Here is a 21,271-nt window from a genome sequence, read left to right on the forward strand (position 1 = left end):
CTAGCCTGCTTGGTCACTTATGTCGCGCGGCATCACATACCACAACAGAAACAGCAGCACGGATCCATGGGTCAGCATCACCGTCGTGAACGGCACGTTCAGCAGCGTCTGCGGCAACAGCGCCCCGGATACCAGAACAATGCGCTGGGATATACCGGCGGACATGCCGTTGGCGATGGCGATGACGATGCCGCACACGAATGCAGAGATCGGAGCAAGCAGCGGGCCAACCGACGCAACGCCTTCGGTGGCAAAAAGCGAGGCGTTCATGTAGCCACCGATGCCGAACCAATTGTAGATGACGACCGCTATCGGCTCCTGATATGCGCAAGTCATGATCGGCTTCAAATAGCCGATCTGACAGAAGTGGGTCAGCTCGTGAGCGAAAAAGAATTCGTTGTAGTAGTCCATCGCAAGCGAAGGGATGGCTGCCATCCGGAGGTTCACCAGTTGAAAGACCGGCATGGCGAACCGTTCCGGCAATAGACCGTAGTGGTAAAGCCCCACCAAAATCAGGCCCGCTGCTGTCGGGAGCAACAATGACAGGATGGCTGTGAGCCGCAAGCTCACGAACCGCGTTACCACAAGCATAAGGAGGAGCCACGCAGGAGCAAAGAAGGCCTGCTTGCTCAGCGTGACCGGATAGAACAGCGTCAGCAAGACGAGAACGGCGCAAGCCCGCCAGAGGTTTCCACGCACCGCGTAGCATGCGAATGCGAAGGGCAAGAGTGCCGTCGTCGTGGTTCCGACCAGGTAGTTCACCAATGTCGGTGCGGTCAGCGCCTCGCGATATGTGTAAATGGAGTCGAGCGAGACCAGCCTGAAATTGTAGTATGCCCCGATCGCCGCGGCGGCGGCCCCGACCACCACGATGCAGCCCAGTAGCCGTTCGAAAGCCTGCGGAGACAGTGTCAGCAGTCGCGGCAAGGTCGGCCGATGGAGGGCGGGCAGCAGGAACACCACCATTGAGATGGCGGCCGAGAAGCCGCTGAGGCGGTGGTTGTAGGTGAACTCTGAGAAATTGTTGAGCCAGAGATAGCCGGCAATCATGACGAAGAGGTAATAGCCGGCAAAATAGCCGAAGCTGAAATGGGCGCGAGCGAACAAAACGGCCAGAACAGCGAATGCCGCAACCGTGACGACGGCTGCGGGCAGCATCTCGCTGCTGAAGATGACGTGGTATGCAGGATAGAGGCGCGCGACGCAGATAAGCGAAATGCTGGCCAGGGCCAGATGGCACAGGATGAGCAGCGCAACGCTTTGATCGCTGCGACGCCAGCTGGTCACGCCTGCGGCCTGATGTTGTTCAGTATAGACGAGAAGCCCCATTGAGCGGTACAGATATCTTATTCAGGTCAGAGGCACAACGTCGTGCAGAGTTGGTTGTCAATTCTCGAACGTCGGGCCCGAGCCGGCGAGGGGCCTGCGGAGCCCGCCTCATTTAGCCGCATCTTGGGCGTCTAATATGAAATCTCTTCCAAAGGAAGCTGTTCGGTCAAACTGGGCAATGTCGTAGCAATGGCCGAGCAGATTGATCCCGTTGTTGAATCGGAGGCCAGGCGCGTTGCATCCGAAATGGGGATGCCGGTGCTGACGGATGCCGAGTGGGATGTCTTCTTCGGTCGTCGTGTCGGGGTGCTGTCGCTTCAGGCATCGAACAAGATGATGGCTGCTTACGCTGCGGCGCAGGCGATCGCGCAGAGGGAGAATTGATGCGCGTCTTGCTGGCCGTTGTTGCGCTTTTGGCAGCTTATGTTCCTGTCGCTCTCATTCTGGACACGCGCCCGCATCCGGAGGACGCGATTCTGTCCGGACCCTTTATTCGGTATGCAAACTCGAACGCGTTCATGAGTTATCCCGTGCTTCCTGGCGCAATCGCGGACGACGAGGATCATCGCGGACAATCGACCTTGGCGCTGTACGAGGACGGCACGCTGCTCGGACCGGCGCATAGCGCGAACTTGGATGTGCTGGTTAATGGCCGAGGGCGCTATTCGTACTGGCGTCACGGCACGAACATGCTGCTCTTCTCGACCAGCGACAACAGCGACCCCAACACGAACGGTCGGACATACCGGGTTTCTGATCCCAGAGGGCGCGACCCATATCAGGCGCAGCGTCGATAAGCGGGTTCAGTTTCCGAGCGCCGGCGTTCATCGCCCGAGATGTTGATCCTCAGGCTCGAGCTTGAACATGTCTCGCGGCATCAAATACCAAAGGAGAAAAGTGAGGGCGGCTCCCTGAGAAAGGAGCGTCGTCGTGAACGGAATGTTCAAAAAAGCCTGGCCGAGGACGCCGCCAGAAAGCAGGACGAATCTGTTGGGCAATCCGGTCGACATGCGATTGGCGATCGCGATAATGAGGCCGCATACGAAGGCCGCCAGCGGCGCGAATACCGGGCCTAACGAAGCGATGCCCTCCGTTGCGAACAGGGATGCGTTGAAAGAACCGCCGGCGTCATAATATTTGGACATGACGACTGCCAGCGGCTCGTTATAGGGGCAGCCGAGCAGCGGGCCCAGCAGACGAATCTGACAGAAGTAGGTGAGTTGGTGCGTCGCAAAGAAGTGATTGTAGTATTCCATCGCCAATGATGGAATTGCGATCATTCGAAAGTTGACCAGACCGAAATACCCCGGCGCCACGCTCGAGGTCAGCAGTCCGCTGGTGTGAAGAGACAAGAGCGCCACGCCGAGGGACACAGGGACCAGGATCGACAGGACGACCGTCGCTCGCGAGCCGAACATTCCTGAGGCGATTGTCAGGCCGATGATCCATGCTGGCGCAAACAGCGACATCTTGGAAAGCGTGATCGGATAGAAGAGCAGCATCAGCAAAATGACGAATCCTGCGCGCCAGAACTGGCTGCGCAAGGCGAAGCAGGCATACGCGAACGGCAGCAAGGCGCTCGAAACTATTCCGATCGCGTAGTTGAGAGCGGTCGGGAACGCCAATTCTCCCCGAAACTGATAGATGTCATCCAACCCGACGAGCTTGAAATTGTATCTTGCGCCGGCCGCGATCGTTGCGATCGCAACGAGCACGATCGCAATGAGGAGCCGATCGACGGACCGAATCGACAGGGCGTAAATCTGCGACACAGGCGAGAGGATGAGCAGGGCAGGCAGCAGGAATGCCACGGCCGAAACGGCTGCGGATATTCCGCTCAAGAGGTGGTTGTATTGAAGTGGCGCGAAAGCATTGAGCCAGAGAAAACCCAGCATCATGATATAAAGATAGAAGCCGACCAGATAACCGGGGCTGAAGCGTGCAACGGCAAACAGCCAGGAGAGGCTGGCGAACGACAGCGTGGTGAGAACTGCCGAAAGCAGCCATCCGGAATAAAACGCGATATGGAATTCGGGATAGCGGGTGGCGACGTAAAAAAGGGATGCGCAGCAGATCGCGCTACAGGCACACACGAGCGCGGCGAGCTGCCGATTTCCGGGCTCGTAATGGACGGCGTACTTCATCGCAGGCTTGCGGCTCCCCATCCTCGCTAACGCAATTTATGCTTGTCTTCAATCTCTTTGTGAGGGCGCGGAATTCTTCGTTTTGCGCGGGAATCTACAGCAATCTCCTGATTTACAGAGATTTCATATAGTGTAGAAGTAGCCGCCATCTTGATACTCTCGGGGATGTATATGCAAGCGACTCGGATGTTGAGGAACTTCTGTGGTTAGGTTTGGCCTGCTCGGGTGCGGGCGTATCGCCAAGCGTCACTCCGAGCTCCTGGGCGGCGGTATTGTCGAAGGCGCTCGCCTGGTCGCGGCGTGCGATTCCGATCGTGCGCGGGCGGATGCGATCGCCACGAAATTCAAGGTTTCCGCGTATGCCGATCTCAATGAGATGCTCGCGCGCGACGACATTGACGCCGTCGCGGTACTGACGCCGAGCGGGATGCATCCGCAGCATGCGATTGCCTGCGCGCGCGCAGGCAAGCATGTGGTGGTCGAAAAGCCCATGGCGCTGCGGCTGCAGGACGCCGACGACATGATCCGCGCCTGCGATGAAGCCGGCGTAAAGCTCTTCGTCGTCAAGCAGAACCGCTTCAACGTGCCGATCGTCAAGGCGCGTGAGGCGCTCGAGGCCGGCCGGTTTGGAAAGCTCGTGCTCGGCACGGTCCGCGTGCGCTGGTGCCGGGACCAGGCATACTACGATCAGGACGCCTGGCGCGGCACCTGGGCCCAGGACGGGGGTGTGCTGACCAATCAAGCCAGTCATCACATCGACATGCTGGAGTGGTTTTTCGGCGACGTCGTCAGCGTTCATGCGCGTAGCATCACGGCGCTGGTCAAGATCGAGACGGAAGACACGGCGGTTGCAACGCTCAAGTTCCGCAACGGAGCGCTGGGAATCATCGAGGCAACGACGGCGGCTCGTCCGGCGGATCTCGAAGGCTCGCTCTCTATTCTCGGCGAGAAAGGTATGGTCGAGGTCGGCGGTTTCGCCATGAATCATATTCGCCACTGGCGCTTCGTCGATGAGCTGCCGTCCGATAAGGAAGTGATCGAGAAGTTTTCGGTCAACCCGCCGAACGTCTACGGCTTCGGCCACCAAGCCTATTATCAGCACGTCGTCGAATGTCTTGCTGACCGCGGTGCGGCCCTGGTCGACGGGCTGCAGGGCCGCAAGAGCCTGGAGCTGATATCAGCCCTCTACGAATCCATCGAGACCGGGCAGGAGGTGCCGCTTCGCTTCGTGCCCCGCCACAGCCGCTTGGGCATTATCTCGTGAGCGGCCCGGAGCGCCACCAGATCGGAATACGCGACGTCAGGTTCGGCTCTGGCGTCAAGATAGTCGAGCCCTGCAATCTCTACGGTTGTACGATTGGCGATGGCTGCTTCATCGGGCCGTTTACCGAGATCCAGAAGGATGTGGTCGTCGGCGCTCGTACGCGCGTGCAGTCGCACAGTTTCGTCTGCGAGCTTGTCAGCATCGGTGAGGATTGCTTCATCGGCCACGGCGTGATGTTCATCAACGACAGCTTTGCAAGCGGCGGTCCGGCGCGCGGTCGCAAGGAATTGTGGCGCGAGACCAAGATCGGCAGCCGGGTGTCGATCGGCTCGAATGCCACGATCATGCCGGTCACGATCGTCGACGACGTCGTAATCGGCGCGGGCTCGGTGGTGACCAAAGACATCAGCGCGGCCGGAACCTATGCCGGCAATCCGGCGCGACTATTGACCTTGCGGAAGTGACGAATGGCGGTACCCTTCGCTGATCTCCAGCTTCAGTACCAGAACATCAAGAGCGAGATCGACGCGGCGATTGCGGCCGTCATCCGCGACAACGCCTTTATCCGCGGCCCGTTCGTCGATGCGTTCGAACGCGACTTCGCCAAGGCAGCATCGGTCGAGCATTGCGTCTCCTGCGCCAACGGGACCGATGCGCTGTATCTGGCGATGGCCGCGCTCAAGGTGAAGCCGGGCGACGAGGTCATCACGACAGCGCATTCCTGGATTTCGACCTCTGCGATGATCACCCATGCCGGCGCCACGGTGAGGTTTTGCGATACCGATGGTGTGACGTTCACGATCGATCCCGCGGCGATTGAGGCCGCGATCACGCCGCGTACCGTCGGCATCATTCCGGTGCACCTTTATGGTCAGCCCGCCGAGATGGACGCGATCATGGCGATCGCGAGCAAGCACGGTTTGTGGGTGATCGAGGATTGTGCCCAGGCGCATCTTGCCCGCTACAAGGGACGGATGGTCGGAACGTTCGGCGCGGCGGCAACCTATTCGTTTTATCCAGGCAAGAATCTCGGTGCGATGGGCGACGCCGGCGCCGTGGTCACCAATGACGCGGCGCTTGCCGAGCACATGACCAAGCTGGCGCGCCACGGCGGTCTCGTGAAGCATCGGCACGAGATCGAAGGCGTCAACAGCCGGCTCGATGGCATGCAGGCTGCCATCCTCTCCGCAAAGCTTTCGCATCTGGCTGCCTGGACCGAGGCCCGAAAGCGCGCCGCCGCGATCTATGATGCCGGCCTCAATCAGATCGAGGGTGTGAGCGTACCGCAGGTCGCGCCCGGACGTGATCACGTCTATCACCTCTACACCATCCGGCATCCGCGGCGCGATGCGCTGGCGGCTCATCTCAACGCCAATGGGGTGCAGACCGCCATCAACTATCCGACCGCGCTGCCGCTGCTTCAGGCCTACGCGCGATTCGGTCACACGGCGGCGCAATTTCCGCACGCCTACCGGGACCAGACCAGTATCCTGTCGCTGCCGATGTTTGCCGAAATCACGCCGGCACAGCAGGAGAGCGTGATCCGGCTTGTGCGCGAATTTGCATAGCTTCGGCCGCGGGCCCGTCGCCCGCGAGATTTGTTGATTTTTCTCAAAGGCTTGTGCGCTACGCGCGGTTGTGTTTCGCGGCGACGGTTCCCAGGCGCTTGTCGGCTTGCGCCGCATTCAAAACTGGCCTCCAGCGGCCGGAATGTTTAGAAGCGGCCGTGTTAGGTCGGCCGGCGGGTCGGGTGGCCTCGCCAAAGGGGAACAGGAACTTTGCCAAAAGTACTTTTGACGGGTGCGGGCGGATTCATCGGATCGCACCTCGCGGAAGAGCTGGTCCGGCGCAATATCGCGGTGCGCCCGTTCGTGCACTATAATAGCATGGGTTCGCACGGCTGGCTCGATTCTTCGCCGCCCGACATCCGCAGGGAGTTCGACGTCTTCGCCGGCAATGTGTGCGACCCCAACGGCGTGCGCACTGCGATGAAGGGATGCGACGCCGTGCTGCATCTCGCTGCGCTGATCGCGATTCCCTATTCGTACCACTCACCCGACACCTATGTCGAAGCCAACATCCGCGGCACGCTCAACGTGCTGCAGGCAGCGCGCGATCTCGGCGTCGAAAAAGTGATCCATACGTCGACCAGCGAGGTCTACGGGACGGCTCAGTTCGTTCCGATTACCGAGGAGCATCCGCTGCAGGGGCAGTCACCTTACTCCGCGACCAAGATCGGTGCCGACCAGCTTGCGCTGTCGTTCGAGCGCTCATTCGGTACGCCGGTGACTGTGGTGCGGCCCTTCAACACTTATGGTCCGCGGCAATCGGCCCGCGCCGTGATCCCGACCATCATCACCCAGATCGCCGCAGGCGCGCGCAGGATCAAGCTCGGCAGCATCCATCCGACCCGCGACTTCAACTTCGTCGCAGACACGGTCGGTGGCTTCCTGGCTGCACTCGATTCCAAGGCGGGTATCGGCGAGGTCATCAATATCGGCAGCGCGTTCGAGATCTCGATCGGCGACACCGCGCGGTTGATCGCCGAGCTGATGGGAGCTGAGATCGAAATTGAGCATGACGACGTTCGCGTGCGCCCCGAGCGCAGCGAGGTCGAGCGGCTCTGGGCCTCCAACGCCAAGGCGCAGAAACTGCTCGGCTGGTCGCCGCGTTTCGGCGGCGTCGACGGGCTTCGCAGTGGCCTCGAACAGACTATTGCCTGGTTCACCAAGCAGGAGAACCTGGCCCGCTATCGCGTCAATACCTACACGTTGTGAGCACCCCGAGCATGTCCTCCGCGCAAGCGAGCCCGAACCGTCCCGCCGTGCTTGACGTCAAGCCGGTGCTCGACGCCGTCGATGCCGCGCTCGGCTCGGTCCAACGTCCGGTCGAACTGCATGAGCCGCGGTTCGGTGATCGCGAGCGCGAGCTGGTGCTCGATTGCATTGATACCAATTGGGTATCGTCGGCCGGCAAATACGTCACCCGTTTCGAGGAAATGGTGGCGGAGGCGACCGGCTCGCGCCAGGCGGTTGCGATCGTCAACGGCACCGCGGCACTGCATGCGGCGTTGGTGCTCGAGGGCGTCGAGCCTGGCGACGAGGTGCTGCTACCCTCGATCACCTTCGTCGCCACCGCCAACGCCGTAAGCCATGCCGGCGCCGTGCCTCACTTCGTCGACTCGACCTGGGATACGCTCGGGCTCGATCCGCGTGCGCTCGAGGCCCATCTCGATGCTGTCGCGGTGCAGAAGAACGGCAGCTGGGTGAATAGGCATACCGGCCGCCGGCTTCGGGCCATCGTTCCCGTGCACATTTTCGGACATCCTGTCGACATGGCCGCGCTCGGCGCGGTTGCCGCCCGCTACGGCCTCGTGATTGTGGAGGATGCAACCGAGTCGCTCGGCTCGACCTTGAACGGCAAGGGCTGCGGTACGTTCGGCCATTCCGCCGTGCTCAGCTTCAATGGCAACAAGATCGTCACCACGGGTGGCGGCGGCATGATCGTGACCGACGACGAGGCCCATGCCCGCCACGCCCGACATTTCACCTCGACGGCCAAGAAGGCGCATGCTTGGGCGTTCGAGCACGACGAGATCGCCTACAATTACCGCCTGCCCAACATCAATGCGGCACTTGGCTGTGCGCAGATGGAGCGGCTGGCCGGAATGGTTGCGGCCAAGCGCGTCCTTGCCAAGCGGTATCTTGATGCCTTTGATGGTCTCCCCTGGGCGCGCATCTATCGCGAGCCGAGAGGGTCAGAGAGCAATTATTGGCTCAATACGCTGGTGCTCGACCGCGAATACGCCTCCGAGCGCGACCGCTTGCTCGAGGCGCTGCACGGCCACGGCATTCGTGCGCGCCCGCTGTGGACGCCGATGCACCTGTTGCCGATGTACCGCGATTGTCCGCGCGCAGCGCTTCCCGTCGCCGAGGACATGAACGGGCGCTGCATCAACCTGCCGAGCAGTCCGTTCCTGGCTGAAAGCACGAACGATCGCTGATGGCCCGGATCGTTTTCTTCACGATTCACAGCACGACGGCCTGGTGGAAGTTCTTGGCCTCGCGCATGGAGTTTGCCGACGCGGTCGTGCTCAGCGATCTGCGCGATGATGGCGACTATTCGCTGGTCGATGATTTCTATCGCTTCCTCGACAAGGGCGATGCAGCCGCCGCGGCGCTCGACCGGTTCGGCCAGGATGGTTGCGCCGACATCATCCTGCGCTGTCGTGTGCTCCGCAGCATCGATCGCGATATGGCGCTTAGAATGATCGGCGGCATGACGCAGGCGATCGAGCAGGCTTTTGACCGATTGGCCCCCGAGCTGGTGTTGACCTTCACCATCGACCGCTACGTCATGGATGTGATGGAGCGCATCGCCCGGCGGCGCGGTATCGATTTCCTGGAGATGACGACGTCGATCATCCCGGATCAGGTGATGTTGATGCGGCGCGGAAAGCCGGTCCGGCTGCGCGAGCCTTCCGCCGAGGACATCGACGCGGCGGTCAGTCAGCTCTGCCGGGAAGACTTTGCGCCGGCCTATGTCCGCGACGCCAAGCGGTTTTCGCTGGCCAGGTTCTGGCGGATCTTCGGATATTACGCGCTGCGCGGCGCCTTCTTCAACGTCTGGCGTTTTCTCAAGCGCGATCGCTACAACTGCCACTATCTCGACGCGCTCAAGCGGCTGAAGCACAAGGTGCGCATGCGCGACGTCGCCGTACTCGGCCTGCTCGATCACGGTTGGGACAAGCGGCTCGCCGAAGTGGCGCGTGAGCGACGGGTATTCCTCGGGCTGCAGCTATTCCCCGAGGCTTCGATGGACTATTGGCTCGAATCGCAAGGCATGCTCGCGCATGACGACGTGTTGGTGCGTTATTGCGAGCTGCTCGGTCGTGCCGGCTACCGCGTCTTCGTCAAGGATCATCCGCTGCAGTTCGGGTTCCGCCAGCGCGAGCTGTTCGAACGGCTGGCGAAGCTGTCGTCCGTGGTGCTGGTGCCCTACGACGTGCCGGCAAATCTCCTGATCGGAAAGTGCGCAGTGTCGGTGACGTTCACCGGCACCATCGGCTTCCAGGCGGCGCTGGCCGGGTTGTGCTCGGTAACAACCGAGCCGTATTACGCGACCGAGCAGCATTTTCTGCACATCCGCGATACCGACGAGGTCGATGATATCGTCGAGCGGCTGGCGCGGTGGCGATCCCCCGACGATCTCGACTCCACCCGTCGCGCGATCATGCGGCATCTGGCCTCGATCAGTGTCGAGGGCGACTATTTCGGCTGGCGCAAGTTCGATCCCGAGAACGAAGCCCAGCGTGCCGCGGTCGAGTCGCTGTTGCGTTCGCTGAACGCGTACCTGCCGAAATTCTTGAAATCTTGCAGAACGGCCGCGTGACTGGTCTCGCAAAGGCTGCCACGCAAGGTCGTTGGTCCGCAGTGATGGAGCGGCATGATGCGATCTCGTCTGGTTGATCTGCTGAAGCGCCCCGCGGTCGCCGCCCTGGTCGCAACTCTCTTTCTGAGGGTGCTGACGCTGGCAAGCCGCTTCTTGCTGTCGCTGCTGCTGGCGCGGATGCTATCGCCGTCGGACATGGGGGAATACGGCCTGCTGACGGCTGCGCTGGCCTTCGCGCTGCTCGCGGTCGGGCTCGAGTTCTATTCCTATACATACCGTGAGATGGTGCCGGCGAGCCCGGAGCGGCGAACCCGGATCATTGCCGACCAGGCCGCGCTCGGCGGGATGGCGCTATTTGCCGTCGGCTTGGTCGTTGCCGGCGTGGTCGCGGCCGGAGCTTTTCCGGGCCGGCTGGCACCGTGGTTCCTGATCATTCTCGTCACCGAGCATGTCTCGCTCGAGGCAACGCGAATTCTGATCATCACCTCGCGGCCGATTCGGGCCTATGTCGGGGTGTTCCTGCGCGGCGGCGTCTGGGTCTATGTCATCGCGGCGATCATGTTCGCTGCGCCCTCGACGCGTACGCTGGAAGCGGTTCTGGTCTCGTGGGCACTCGGCGGCATGGCGGCGATCGGCTTTTCAGCCATTGCGCTGTCCGATCTGCCCTGGCGCGGACTGCACGGATATCGCCCCGACTGGCAGCGAATTCGCGATGGCTTGCAGACGGCTCGTCCCTTCATGCTGACGGCGGGTAGTGCGCTGGTGATTTCCTACGTCGACCGCTTCGTGATCGATCAATTCGTCGGACGTGATGCGCTCGGCATTTATACGTTCTACTCGACGATCTTGATCGGGTTGTGGTCGCTTGGCGCATCGCTCTCGCACCAGTTTTTGCCCAAGGTGATTGATGGATATGCCAAGGGCGGTCTGGCCTATCGCGCGGCGTTGCGCCCGTTCTTCTGGACGATGCTGGCGCTGGCATTGGGTACGACCCTGCTTTGCGGCCTCGCCATCGGACCGATGCTGGCGATGCTTGGACTGTCGGCCTATGCCTCGGGGATTTCGGTTTTTTATGCGATGCTTCCCGGCATTTTCCTGCGCATGATGTCCGACGTGCCTTCATACGCGATCTACGCCGCGCGATCGGACAGGTCCCTTCTGCTTTGCAATCTCGGATCAGCGCTGATCTCGACGGTGCTCAATATCACGCTGGTTCCACGGCTCGGTATCCTGGGCGCGGCGCTGGCCAGCGGCTTTGCGAGCGCCGCATTGCTTGCCTCGCTGGCGGTCCTCGCTCGCCGCAAATTGCGTGAAAACGGCAGGGAACACGGCGTGGCCGCGTCGGCCGGCCATCCCACCGATCCCGACTTGCTTCATCCCTGATATCTGCAATTGCGGGTCGCGGGTGGTGTTGCTACACAGCGGCCGGTCCCCTTCTGCTTCTTCCTTTAGCTGGACAATATGCAACGATCTGTTTGGCTGGCATGCAAACTGTCGTCGCCCGCGGTTCTCATCGTCCTGATCTGGGGCGTATTACTCGCGCTGGTCGCCGTTGGACCCATCGATTATCCCGGACAGCCATCCACGGCCGTACTGGTCATCGTCGGCATTGGGCTTGCATCCTTTCTGCTGGCGTACCGAGGCGGCGGGTTCCTGTTCGATGTCGGCTTCGCGCGCCGCCCGGAAATGCCGGCGCTCTCGGCAGCCATGCTCAATCGCGTCGTTGCCGGGACCTCGCTGGTCGGAATCGCTGGAATCGCTCTGATGGCGCTGGATCGCACCGTTTTGAGCGGAGTGAATAACGCCAGCTATTCCGAGCTTTTGCGCTGCGCCCCGGGGCTGATCAGCTTCATCGAGATCAAACGGACGCCGATCCTATACCTCGGCTACGTCACGTTCTCGTTTGGCTTCGTCTCTCTGATCCTGTTCCTGTTGAAGGGCGAGGTCATCAAGGGCTGGGCAGCGGCGCTTGCGCAATTGTCTGTCATTTCTCCGGTGGGTTACGCGGTGCTCTATTCGGGGCGCTTCCCGATCCTACTTGCCATGCTTTTGATGCTGTCCACAATGCTGATCCGTGTCAGCCAGGGCCACCGGCTTTTGCCGGCCGGGCACCACCTGCTTCTCAAGGTGATGATCGCGCTCGGACTGTTTGTCCTCTACTCGAGCTGGGTCTGGTCAAGCCGACAGAATTTTTGCATCCAGCTCACGCCCCTGATCAGCGAACTGGAGGGGAAGCAGCGCCAGGCCAACCCGTTGGTAGCCACCCAAACCCCAGAGCCTCCAACGCAACAGGCGCCGAGCAGCCCAGCGGCCCCGCCAACTGCTCGGGCTCCGGCCCAGCCTCCGACGGGGCCACAGGCGGCGCCTGCTACAACGCCTCCGGCGCCTGTCGAGGGAATTTCCGGGACCGACCTCAGTAAGAAGATGGCTGATGCAGCGGCTGTCCCGTCCGCGGCATCATCGCAAACGAACACTGCCGCCAGCGTACTTGCGATCATGCTGGAAGCCTGGAACGTGAAGCCGCGCGGCTATGTCGCCTCCGCGCTCGACGCCGGCTACCTGTCGCCCCAGGCGGCGCTGATCGGACTAAGCAGCTTTTTCTATCTGACTCATGGCGTGCGCACGATCGATATTGGCTGGCAGGCACGCGACCGGTTTTCCCCGCAGCGTGGCATCTATGAGGTCGGAGTGTTGTCACCGATCTTGCGGGTGTTCTTTCCGCAGGTCCAGCAGGTCAGCATCATGGAGGCGGAGCTGAAATCGACGGGAATTTACGGCTTCTTCCCGACGGCATGGCTTGCCGCCTTCATCGATTTCGGAATGATCGGTGCGATCGTCTACATTCTGCTCTGGGGGGCCGTCGCGGGTTGGAGCGCGACCGGTGCAAGGCGGTCGGACCTGTTGACGCCGCAGCTCTTGCTGATCTTTGTGATCTCCAGCATCCTTCTCAGCCCGGTTCAAGGGCCACTGGGCATTGCCAATGCGGCGTTGGTGCTCGGCTCCCTGCTCATCGTCGGGCTAATCGTCGACGGCTGGCCCAGATTTGCGAAACGGGCGGACCCGGTCGCAGCCTGAAACCGGCTTCGTCCGCGCGACGGTCGCGCTGCTATGCCTTCGGCGGCGACAGGCCCTTGAACCATTCGACGGTCTGTTCGATGCCTTCGCCGAAATTGTTCGGCAGTGGCCCACAGACCGCCTCGGTCGCGCTGAGATCGAACTGATATTGGGTCATGATGTTCTTCAGCCGCCGCGAAGTGAGGGGGAACTGCTTCAGGCCGAGCGCAATTGCCGCATCGCCGGTGTGAGCCAACGCCCGTGCGACAAACACCGGCATTCTGGGAATGCGACGCGCGTGAAGGGCGCGCTGAAATGCATCGCCCCAGGCGACGAGGTCGAGCGGTTCATAGTCGGCAAGATAGAATGTCCTGCGATGCACCTGTTCCGGCGGGGCTTGCAGCAATTGTCGGTACTGATAGCTGATATTTCCGACGTAGCTGAACGATTTGAGCAGAGGCGCGCTTCCGACGTGGAAGTAATACCCACGCTGGATCATGCGCAAAAAGCGTTGGTAGTGCGCGCTCATTCCCGGTCCCCACACCGTAGTCGGGCGGACCAGACACCACTGGCTTCCGCCGCCATCCTGCTCGCGAACGATCTGTTCGGTCAGAACCTTGCTGCGGCCGTAGGAGGAGTCCGGATTGTAGTCGGTGTCGCCGCTGGGCCGATAATCGACGCGGCAGACGAGCTGAGATGAGGTCCAAATGGTCCGCTTGATCGACGGGGTGTGCCGAACGGCCTCGATGACATTTCGGACGCCTTCTACGTTAGCAGGGTAATCCGAAACGTCTGCGCTCTCGTCGATGTCGATACGGGCCGCGAGATGAACGAGCGCATCGGGGGTTGCGGCCTGAACCGCTTCCTGCACTCGCTTGGCATCGAGGATGTCACACAGGATGTTCGTCGCCGGCCCTGGACGCTTGTCCAGACCCAGAACTTCGTGGTTCTCCGCGCTCAACCGCTGCGCGAGCGCCTTCCCGATAAAGCCGGAACTGCCGGTCACGAACACTTTCATGCGAATTCGGCTGATTTCGAGGAAAAAGCGGTTGCTTGACCACTCCGCCGCGCTGATCTACCAAATCGACCCATTGATTGCAAACTACAGAAAAACCCTCGCAGCAGCGGATTCTTGCGATCAATCTCTTTCCATCAACGCTCAGGCTCACCCGGCGCTCGCTCTATGAAGGCTTCCATTTCTGCCGTGTTCCAGGCGGTCAACCTCCTGCTGGAGCCGATCGGCCTGCGCCTGTTGCGCACAGATGCGCCGGTGCGCAACTTCGCCTTGTTCTTCAAGCATCTCAAGTCGCTCGACTTCCATGTGAAGACGGTGATCGATGTGGGCATCGCGCTTGGCACGTCTCCGATCTACGATGCTTTTCCGCGCGCCCGCTATTTCCTGGTCGAACCGGTCGCCGAATGCCGCCCGGTTCTTGAGCAACTCAAGCAGCGTCTCAATGCCGAATACTTCCTGGTCGCAGCCGGCGCCGAGAACGGCGACGTCACCATCTATGTGCACGACGACATCTCCGGGTCGAGCATCTTTACCCAAGTCGAAGGCAAGGCACTGGACGGTGAGCCGCGGGTGACCCCAATGCGTCGTCTGGATTCACTGCTGCCGGAGAAGCTGGAGCATCCGGTCTTTCTGAAGATCGATACTCAGGGCGCCGAACTCGAAGTGCTCAAGGGCCTTGGCTCGCGCATTGCGGAGATCGATCTTCTGATCCTGGAGACCACGATGATGCCGATGCGCCACGGAATACCGGTATTTGCCGATATCGTGCGGTTCTGTGACGAAGCGGGTTTTGCCGTTTATGACGTGCTCGAGGGGCACATGCGCTCGCTCGACGGCGCGCTGGCGCAGATCGATCTTGCCTTTGTACGCAAGGACAGCCCACTACGCAGCCAACCGGCCTACTTCAACGCCGATCAGCTCGCGAGCTATTTGAAACGGCCGAGCAGGCTGCGCAGCCTCAACGGCTGATCGTCCCTGACCTCGCCGGCGGCGCCGGTCACATCTCAAATCATGATTTGGAGTGGTCGAAGCACGCTTGGCGAGCTTCCTTGGCGAGAATGGGGGAGCCGTTCTGATTGACGTGGTCGGTGTTCTGGAACATCGATGGATCGTCGAACCGATCCCAGAAACTGACGTACGGGATGTGATTTTCCCGAGCGACTTCCTTGTAGAACTCACGGACCTCATTGAATGTGCGGATGACGTCCGCTCGAACGCGATAGTGTCGGTCCACCGGATAGTTCACCAGGCAAACCCGGGCGCCGCTGGAAACGAGGAATTTGATCAAATTCCGGTAGATGCCCGCCTCATCGCGCGTCCTGAAATCGGTCACCGGCGTGTGGGCAGAGATTTCGTAATCCATGAAGGCATTGAATTTCGCGAGCGTTTCGCTGTCGGGTTCGGGAGCCGGCGGCTCGATCGAAGTTGGGCTAGGGCTTGCGGCGGGAGGCGTCGGCGGCGTCGAGATGTTGGTCGTGGCCTCCGCGAGCGGTCCAGGCGTCCCCCCGGCTTGCGGCTTGGCCATGAGTTGGTCGTTTCGCGTCGCCGGTGATGGTGTTTCTTGCAGCTTGTTTGCCGTGCCCCAAAGCTGATCGTAGGCGGTGGTCTCCTTCTTCACGAGCTGGCCTTTCGCTAGAAACGCACTCCAATAGCCGAGCATGAATCCACGATGTTGTGGATCGAATATCCTCAAGCGAGGTTCGGAATAGTTCTCGGGAACGTAGTCGCCCCGAGCCTGGAGCCGATATTCTGCGAACAGGTGAGGATCGGCTTGAATGATTACGTCACCTGGCTTGATCTTTCCGAAATAGTACCGAACGCGCTGATCCATCTTCCGGATCGTCGTCGCACCAATCCCGAGATTGACAAAATCAGCCGTGTTGTAATCGGGCACGGCTGCAACGTGGGAGTCGCCAAAGGCTGCATTTGGCTGAGTGGAGTTTCTCAGCCTGGCCGAGATCCATTCGAAGTTGTCGTGCGGCATCACTTCGGTGCGGATCAGCCATTCGGATGCCGCCGCACACCCGATAGTGACGGTGCCAAGGATCGCGAAGAAAATCTTGAGCCAGCGTTTAAAACTGGAAGTAGATGAATTCACTTGGAACCCCAGAATAGATGGCGGCCAGCACGGCGATGCCGACGCCAGCTGCAACGACCGCCGACAGCGCTGTTGGACGGAATGCGATCAGCGGAGGGCGAAATTGAAGGTCTCCCGCAAACCCCGAATTCCGATCGAATTCAGCGAGGAGTTGCTGCGAGTTGGGTAACAAGAAGACGAACGCCGTCACAAGAACCATCCAGAGAACGGCCCTGGAGCTCCCGAATGTGACCAGATCGCCGGTGTGCATGTGAAACGTGGACATGACTTGCGTGCTGAGCGAACCCAACAGCGCCTGATATTTCTCGGGCAGCAATATGCCGTTAAATCCCAGCATGGCACGAAGCATTAACTTGGCGCCGAGCCAGGACTCCGAGCGGAAGAACACCCAGGACAGCATGACTGCCGGGAAAACCAGCAGCGAGAAAAGCCGGGAGGCGATCACCAGAGGCACTCTCTGATCCCCGAGCTGGCGTTTCAGGAACTGAAATGCGTGATTGATGATCAGATACGCTCCATGCAGGCCGCCCCAGATCACGAACATCCAGCTTGCGCCGTGCCAAAGGCCGCCAAGGAGCATGACGATCATGAGGTTGGCGTATCGCCGCAGCACGCCGTGCCGATTGCCTCCGAGCGGAACGTACAGATAATCGCGCAGGAAACGGGATAGCGTGATGTGCCAACGCCGCCAGAAATCGATGATGCTGGTGGCCTTGTACGGAGAATCGAAGTTCACCGGCAAACGCACTCCGAAGAGGCGTGACAGTCCGATCGCAATGTCACTGTATCCGGAAAAATCGAAGTAGATCTGAAACGTGAATGCGAGCAGGGCGCCCCACGCATCGAGAAAGCTGATCGGCTGCAGTTGGGCCGCAAGGTGAAACGCCGGCGTAGAATAGGAGGCCATGGTGTCGGCAATGATCACCTTTTTGAACAGGCCGCACAGGATGAGAGCGATTCCTCCAACGACGTGGTTTGCCGAAATGGCTGCCAATCGCGCATCGGTGAACTGGGACATGACCTCCTTGTGATGGATGATCGGACCCGCGATCAGATGCGGAAAGTAGGAGACGAAGAGCGCGTATTTGGGAAAGCCCAGGTCGTCCGAGCGGTCGCGAAAGACATCGACCAAAAAAGCAATCTGGATGAACGTAATGAAGGAAATACCGAGGGGGAGAGTAATCGCTACCGGCTGGAAATCACTTCCAAGGACTGAACTCCAGGTTTGAAGGATGAAGTTCAGATATTTGAAGTAGGCAAGCGAGGCGAGGTTTACGACAATGCCGAAGGCGAGGAGGGCTCTCGACTTGCTGCGCGCGATCTGGATGGCGATGAAGTAGTTGAAGAGGATCGATGAAACGAGGAGGAAGATGTATCTCGGCTCCCATGCACCGTAAAAGGCTGCCGAGCATAGGAATAGCCAGACAAATATCCACTCGACGTTGCCGTACCTGCGGCAGATGAAAAATCCGGTGAGAACGATTGGCAGGAAGATCAGCAGGAAGGACAGCGAGTTGAACAGCACTTGCCTGTTTTCCGATTTATCTGGCGCAGCGAGGCGCTGCGGTTGATAGTGATGCTATCGAATATGTCGGCGAAGTGCGCGCAACGGCCGCCTCAGAGTTCCGCCAGCAGGACGAACAGGCAGCGGCGCTCGCCCTTGTTGACCATGCCGCCGCGGTGCATGCCGTTGCCGTCGAACAGCACGCAATTGCCGTAGTTTGACGTCGCGGCGAAGTGGCCCTCGCGCAGCCGCGCCACCTCGGGCGAATTGTCGGGCAGGTCGCCGCCGAAGTCGGCCTTCTTGCGCAGGAACGCCGGCAGCGCCATGAACTTCTTGCGTGCGTCGGGCTGTCGGCCGGAGAAGCCGGAGAAGTCGTTGGTACGTCGGACCATGCCCTCGAACCAGCCGATCTTTGCGTTCTGGCTGCCGCGGATGTAGCAGAACGGACCGCCGTCCGGACCGATGTCATGGATGTAGATTGCGCATTTCAGCATGCCATAGGTAGCATCGATGTGCAGGTAGCTGCCCCAGGGATCGGCAAGTTGCGTATCCGGGAATACGCGCCTCCAGAATGCGAGGTCCTGGTCGTTGATCTGCGCGTTGACGTGCTTCACGCCGGCCGGCCGGCCGAGATAGGCGCTCGCCGCTTCCATGATGCCATAGCGCCTGAAGATGGACTCGACGGTGGCGAATGCCTGCGGATCGGCCGAGCGCGTGCACCAATAGACGTTGTCGTCGAACTTGCGCTTCTCCGGCGGAATGTTGGCGCGACGCTCGTCGAGCTTGGCGAAGCCCGGATTGGTCACGCTGCGGATCTGCTCGATCTCGTCGGGCGCAAGTGTCAGGCAGACGATGCCGTCGGATTTGATCCTGTTGAGCAGCGCCGGATTCGCGGGTTTTGCGGGACGACGTGAGCCGGTCAGAGTGCCGATCGCGCGACTCGCACGGATGCGCGCATACATCAAGATGTAGCGCAGTGCCGTCTTTGCGTTGAGCCCGCTGAAGCCGGCTTCTTTGGTCAGCAGCGGCATGTTGTCGTAATCGACGATGCGGCGGATTGTGACGAAGGCGAACGTGCGCAGGAATACGTTCAGCGCGTTAATGCGCTCACGGAATGTCGGCTTCGGCAGCATGCCGCCATAGGCCGGATGGGCCTCGTAATCGATCGCGGGAAGCGTCGTGCCGCGATAGGGCGGAATCGGAAGCTCACCAATTTCGACGGCGCGGGCCACCGGCGTCACGTCGGAAAGTGAATCGATCGTCGTCATGTCGCGTTCTCCCGGAACGAGCGCGGTTCGTCTCAAGCTCGCCCCGATCTATACAGCGTGAGGCGCTGCACAGGCAATAATCGCCGGCAGTTATCCGGTCGTTCCGGGCGACTCCGGTGTTGCCGCTAAATCATGGAAATGCTTCGGAAAAGCGCGCTTGATGTCGATCGTTCGAAGGGTTCCAGCGATCCGCTCCGACGCCCCCCCGCGGCCGTAGGGCGGAACTACGCCCGGATCAGGCTGGAACCGGCCCTCGAAGATGCGCGTCAGGCTGGCAAGAATGGCTGCCGAATCGGCGGGACAATCGATGATTGAGGCGGCGCGCAATCGCCCCTTCTGGCGATCACCGATGTTTATCGTGGGCGCGCCGACCGCCGGCGCCTCCAGGATGCCGCTGGAGGAGTTGCCGACCACGGCGTCGGCGAGCCGCAATGCCGCCCAATAGCGCTCGCTGCCAAGCGAGGTGAAGAGATGGGCGCGATCGCCGCGCGTCGCGACAAACGCCCTGATCGCGTCGTCGATGGCGCGATAGCCCGGATCGGCATTCACGCCGGTGAAGATGAAGCTGCGGTCCTCGACCTCGGCGAGCGCGCCGAAGAGCGCTGCGATGTTGGCGGCGTCAGCCTCGGGCTGTGCCGTCGTCGGATGCAGGGTCACCAGCAGGAAGCGCTCAGGGCCGGCGATGCCGAGCTTTGCGAACAACTCGGCGCGGCTCAAGGGCGGCGCGGTATCCGCCAGGTCAAGGCCGGGCGCGCCCACGTTGAAGACGAGAAAGGGCTGCTCCCCCATCTGGATCACGCGCTGACGATAGGGCTCGGCCGCGACGAAGTGCAGGCAAGCCATCTTGGTGATGGCGTGGCGGATCGCGTCATCGAAGGCGCCCGCGGTGATCTCGCCGCCATGGATATGCGCGATCGGGATGTTCAAGAGCGTCGCTGCAACCGCTGCCGCTAGCACCTCGTAGCGATCGCCGAGCACGACGACGATGTCAGGCGCGAGCTTAGGCAGCACCTCGGCAAAGCCGGTGACGCCGAGGCCGGTGCCGCGCGCGATCGTCTCGGCGCGATCGTCATCGAGTGCGAAGTTGATCTTTGCGGCGATCGGAAAGCCGTCGGCCTCGATCGCTCGCCAGGTCTCGCCGAAGCGCGGCACCAGATGCATGCCGCAGGCGATCACGCTCAGCGCAACGTCGTCGGCCGCCTTCAGCCGCGTCAGGATGCCGCGCAGCAGACCGTAGTCGGCGCGCGAACCCGTGACAACGGCGATGTGGCGGCGTGCGCTCATGATTGTCGCCGCCAGGGCGAAGCGTCGAGCATGCCGTGCTCGACGACGTAGGCCGCGTAGGCGAGATCGGCCGCGCTCTCGATTTCGATCGAATGCATGCGGTCCATCATGATGCCGTAGCTCGCGGACGGATCGGCGTAGATCTTGCGATGTTTGCGCATCGCGTCCCAGCCGACAAGGTAGAGCGCGCCGTTCATGGTGACTTCGACGGCCTGATCCTGCCGTCGCTGCGCCGTCGTGGTCAGCATCTTCTCGACAATGCCTCCAATCGAGCCGTCAGGGCCGAGCGTCCCGACGAAGATTGAGGAGACCTCGGTCTCGCGCATGCCGACCACGAGGCTCGCCTTGCGCGCGGCAAAGAGTTCGATGGCCTCATCGAAATGCTTTGGCGTCGCGAAGGGCGAGGAGGGTTCCAGCAGCATGATGGCCTCGTAGCGCCGCTTCTCATGCGTCTCGATCCAGTCCATGGCGTGCAGCACCACGTCGTTGGAGGAGGCCGTGTCGGTCGCGAGTTCGGCCGGCCGCTCGAACAGCATTTCGGCACCATACCGCGTCGCTTCGGCGCGGATCTCGGCGCTGTCGCTGGAGACGATCAGGCGCGAGCAGTAGCGGGACTGCTTTGCGGCGATCGCCTTGTAGCCGGTCAGGCTGAGGCCGCCGATTTCGCGAAGATTCTTGCCGGGAAGGCCCTTCGATCCGCCGCGGCCGACCAGCAGGAACAGTATTTCGGGCGAGTTTGTCATGGGCAACAGGCAATCCTGCGTCAGGGTCATTGCGAACAGGCGCGATTCGTCACTCTGCGGACTTTTGCGAGGCCCGTGGGGAACGCCGCGAACCGCTGGCCTGCGTTGCTTTTACCAGCGTGCTCGACTAAGACAACCGCTTGATTGGCGGGCGATTTCGCTTCGCCCTGGCGACAA

The 21,271-nt window shown here is 61.1% G+C and carries 20 protein-coding genes; 12 read left to right on the forward strand and 8 right to left on the reverse strand.

What is annotated here, in order from left to right:
• On the reverse strand, positions 1-1,329 hold the full coding sequence (locus tag X265_RS13605) for a hypothetical protein (protein ID WP_244659406.1): 1,329 nt from the start codon (positions 1,327-1,329) through the stop codon (positions 1-3).
• Between the two features lie 189 nt (positions 1,330-1,518).
• On the opposite strand from X265_RS13605, the gene X265_RS13610 reads away from it, so the two are divergent.
• Positions 1,519-1,713 carry a hypothetical protein gene (locus X265_RS13610; protein ID WP_128965266.1) on the forward strand — a complete coding sequence of 65 codons (195 nt, stop codon included), beginning with the start codon at positions 1,519-1,521 and terminating at the stop codon, positions 1,711-1,713.
• Positions 1,713-2,126, forward strand: coding sequence for a hypothetical protein (locus X265_RS13615; RefSeq protein ID WP_128965267.1), 414 nt, complete (start codon positions 1,713-1,715; stop codon positions 2,124-2,126). The genes X265_RS13610 and X265_RS13615 overlap by 1 nt, the downstream gene beginning before the upstream one ends.
• Before the next feature lie 27 nt (positions 2,127-2,153).
• Here the strand turns inward: X265_RS13615 and X265_RS13620 are convergent, their stop codons facing one another.
• Positions 2,154-3,473 (reverse strand): hypothetical protein, encoded by a 1,320-nt coding sequence (locus X265_RS13620; RefSeq protein WP_128965268.1) that lies wholly within the window; start codon positions 3,471-3,473, stop codon positions 2,154-2,156.
• A 202-nt stretch (positions 3,474-3,675) separates the two neighbouring features.
• Here X265_RS13620 and X265_RS13625 point away from each other — a divergent pair, with 202 nt between their 5' ends.
• The 8 genes from X265_RS13625 to X265_RS13660 all read left to right on the forward strand — a co-directional run bounded on the left by X265_RS13625 (position 3,676) and on the right by X265_RS13660 (position 13,203).
• The gene (locus X265_RS13625; RefSeq protein WP_128965269.1) at positions 3,676-4,737 is read left to right on the forward strand and encodes a Gfo/Idh/MocA family protein; all 1,062 of its coding nucleotides are present in this window, start codon (positions 3,676-3,678) and stop codon (positions 4,735-4,737) included.
• Positions 4,734-5,201: an acyltransferase gene (locus tag X265_RS13630; protein ID WP_128965270.1), complete on the forward strand. Its 468-nt coding sequence runs from the start codon at positions 4,734-4,736 to the stop codon at positions 5,199-5,201. The genes X265_RS13625 and X265_RS13630 overlap by 4 nt, the downstream gene beginning before the upstream one ends.
• Positions 5,202-5,204: 3 nt before the next feature.
• Positions 5,205-6,305: a DegT/DnrJ/EryC1/StrS family aminotransferase gene (locus tag X265_RS13635; protein WP_128965271.1), complete on the forward strand. Its 1,101-nt coding sequence runs from the start codon at positions 5,205-5,207 to the stop codon at positions 6,303-6,305.
• A 210-nt stretch (positions 6,306-6,515) separates the two neighbouring features.
• The gene (locus X265_RS13640; protein ID WP_128965272.1) at positions 6,516-7,514 is read left to right on the forward strand and encodes an NAD-dependent 4,6-dehydratase LegB; all 999 of its coding nucleotides are present in this window, start codon (positions 6,516-6,518) and stop codon (positions 7,512-7,514) included.
• A gap of 11 nt (positions 7,515-7,525) precedes the next feature.
• Entirely contained in the window at positions 7,526-8,740 is a 1,215-nt protein-coding gene (locus X265_RS13645) for a LegC family aminotransferase (protein WP_128965273.1), read from the forward strand.
• Positions 8,740-10,128 (forward strand): polysialyltransferase family glycosyltransferase, encoded by a 1,389-nt coding sequence (locus X265_RS13650; RefSeq protein WP_128965274.1) that lies wholly within the window; start codon positions 8,740-8,742, stop codon positions 10,126-10,128. Before X265_RS13645 ends, X265_RS13650 begins: the two co-directional genes overlap by 1 nt.
• A gap of 54 nt (positions 10,129-10,182) precedes the next feature.
• Complete coding sequence (locus X265_RS13655; protein ID WP_128965275.1) at positions 10,183-11,511, forward strand: lipopolysaccharide biosynthesis protein; 1,329 nt, start codon at positions 10,183-10,185, stop codon at positions 11,509-11,511.
• A 78-nt stretch (positions 11,512-11,589) separates the two neighbouring features.
• Complete coding sequence (locus X265_RS13660; protein WP_128965276.1) at positions 11,590-13,203, forward strand: hypothetical protein; 1,614 nt, start codon at positions 11,590-11,592, stop codon at positions 13,201-13,203.
• 31 nt (positions 13,204-13,234) lie between these two features.
• Here the strand turns inward: X265_RS13660 and X265_RS13665 are convergent, their stop codons facing one another.
• The gene (locus X265_RS13665) at positions 13,235-14,200 is read right to left on the reverse strand and encodes an NAD-dependent epimerase/dehydratase family protein (protein WP_128965277.1); all 966 of its coding nucleotides are present in this window, start codon (positions 14,198-14,200) and stop codon (positions 13,235-13,237) included.
• Here X265_RS13665 and X265_RS40450 point away from each other — a divergent pair.
• Positions 14,199-14,369 carry a hypothetical protein gene (locus X265_RS40450; RefSeq protein WP_164938566.1) on the forward strand — a complete coding sequence of 57 codons (171 nt, stop codon included), beginning with the start codon at positions 14,199-14,201 and terminating at the stop codon, positions 14,367-14,369. The two genes, X265_RS13665 and X265_RS40450, sit on opposite strands and share 2 nt — an antisense overlap.
• Entirely contained in the window at positions 14,366-15,166 is an 801-nt protein-coding gene (locus X265_RS13670; RefSeq protein WP_128965278.1) for an FkbM family methyltransferase, read from the forward strand. The genes X265_RS40450 and X265_RS13670 overlap by 4 nt, the downstream gene beginning before the upstream one ends.
• Before the next feature lie 40 nt (positions 15,167-15,206).
• Here the strand turns inward: X265_RS13670 and X265_RS13675 are convergent, their stop codons facing one another.
• From X265_RS13675 to X265_RS13695, 5 genes are all read right to left on the reverse strand, one after another.
• Positions 15,207-16,295, reverse strand: a complete 1,089-nt coding sequence (locus tag X265_RS13675; protein WP_128965279.1) for an SGNH/GDSL hydrolase family protein — start codon at positions 16,293-16,295, stop codon at positions 15,207-15,209.
• Positions 16,270-17,820 (reverse strand): MBOAT family O-acyltransferase, encoded by a 1,551-nt coding sequence (locus X265_RS13680; protein ID WP_128965280.1) that lies wholly within the window; start codon positions 17,818-17,820, stop codon positions 16,270-16,272. Before X265_RS13680 ends, X265_RS13675 begins: the two co-directional genes overlap by 26 nt.
• A gap of 92 nt (positions 17,821-17,912) precedes the next feature.
• Complete coding sequence (locus X265_RS13685; protein WP_128965281.1) at positions 17,913-19,067, reverse strand: phytanoyl-CoA dioxygenase family protein; 1,155 nt, start codon at positions 19,065-19,067, stop codon at positions 17,913-17,915.
• 90 nt (positions 19,068-19,157) lie between these two features.
• Positions 19,158-20,351 (reverse strand): UDP-N-acetylglucosamine 2-epimerase, encoded by a 1,194-nt coding sequence (gene neuC, locus X265_RS13690; RefSeq protein WP_128965282.1) that lies wholly within the window; start codon positions 20,349-20,351, stop codon positions 19,158-19,160.
• Positions 20,348-21,094, reverse strand: a complete 747-nt coding sequence (locus X265_RS13695; protein WP_194417920.1) for an acylneuraminate cytidylyltransferase family protein — start codon at positions 21,092-21,094, stop codon at positions 20,348-20,350. The genes neuC and X265_RS13695 overlap by 4 nt, the downstream gene beginning before the upstream one ends.
• Positions 21,095-21,271: the final 177 nt, after the last annotated feature.

It is taken from the genome of Bradyrhizobium guangdongense, from assembly GCF_004114975.1.
In the GTDB taxonomy this organism is placed as follows: Bacteria; Pseudomonadota; Alphaproteobacteria; order Rhizobiales; family Xanthobacteraceae; genus Bradyrhizobium; species Bradyrhizobium guangdongense.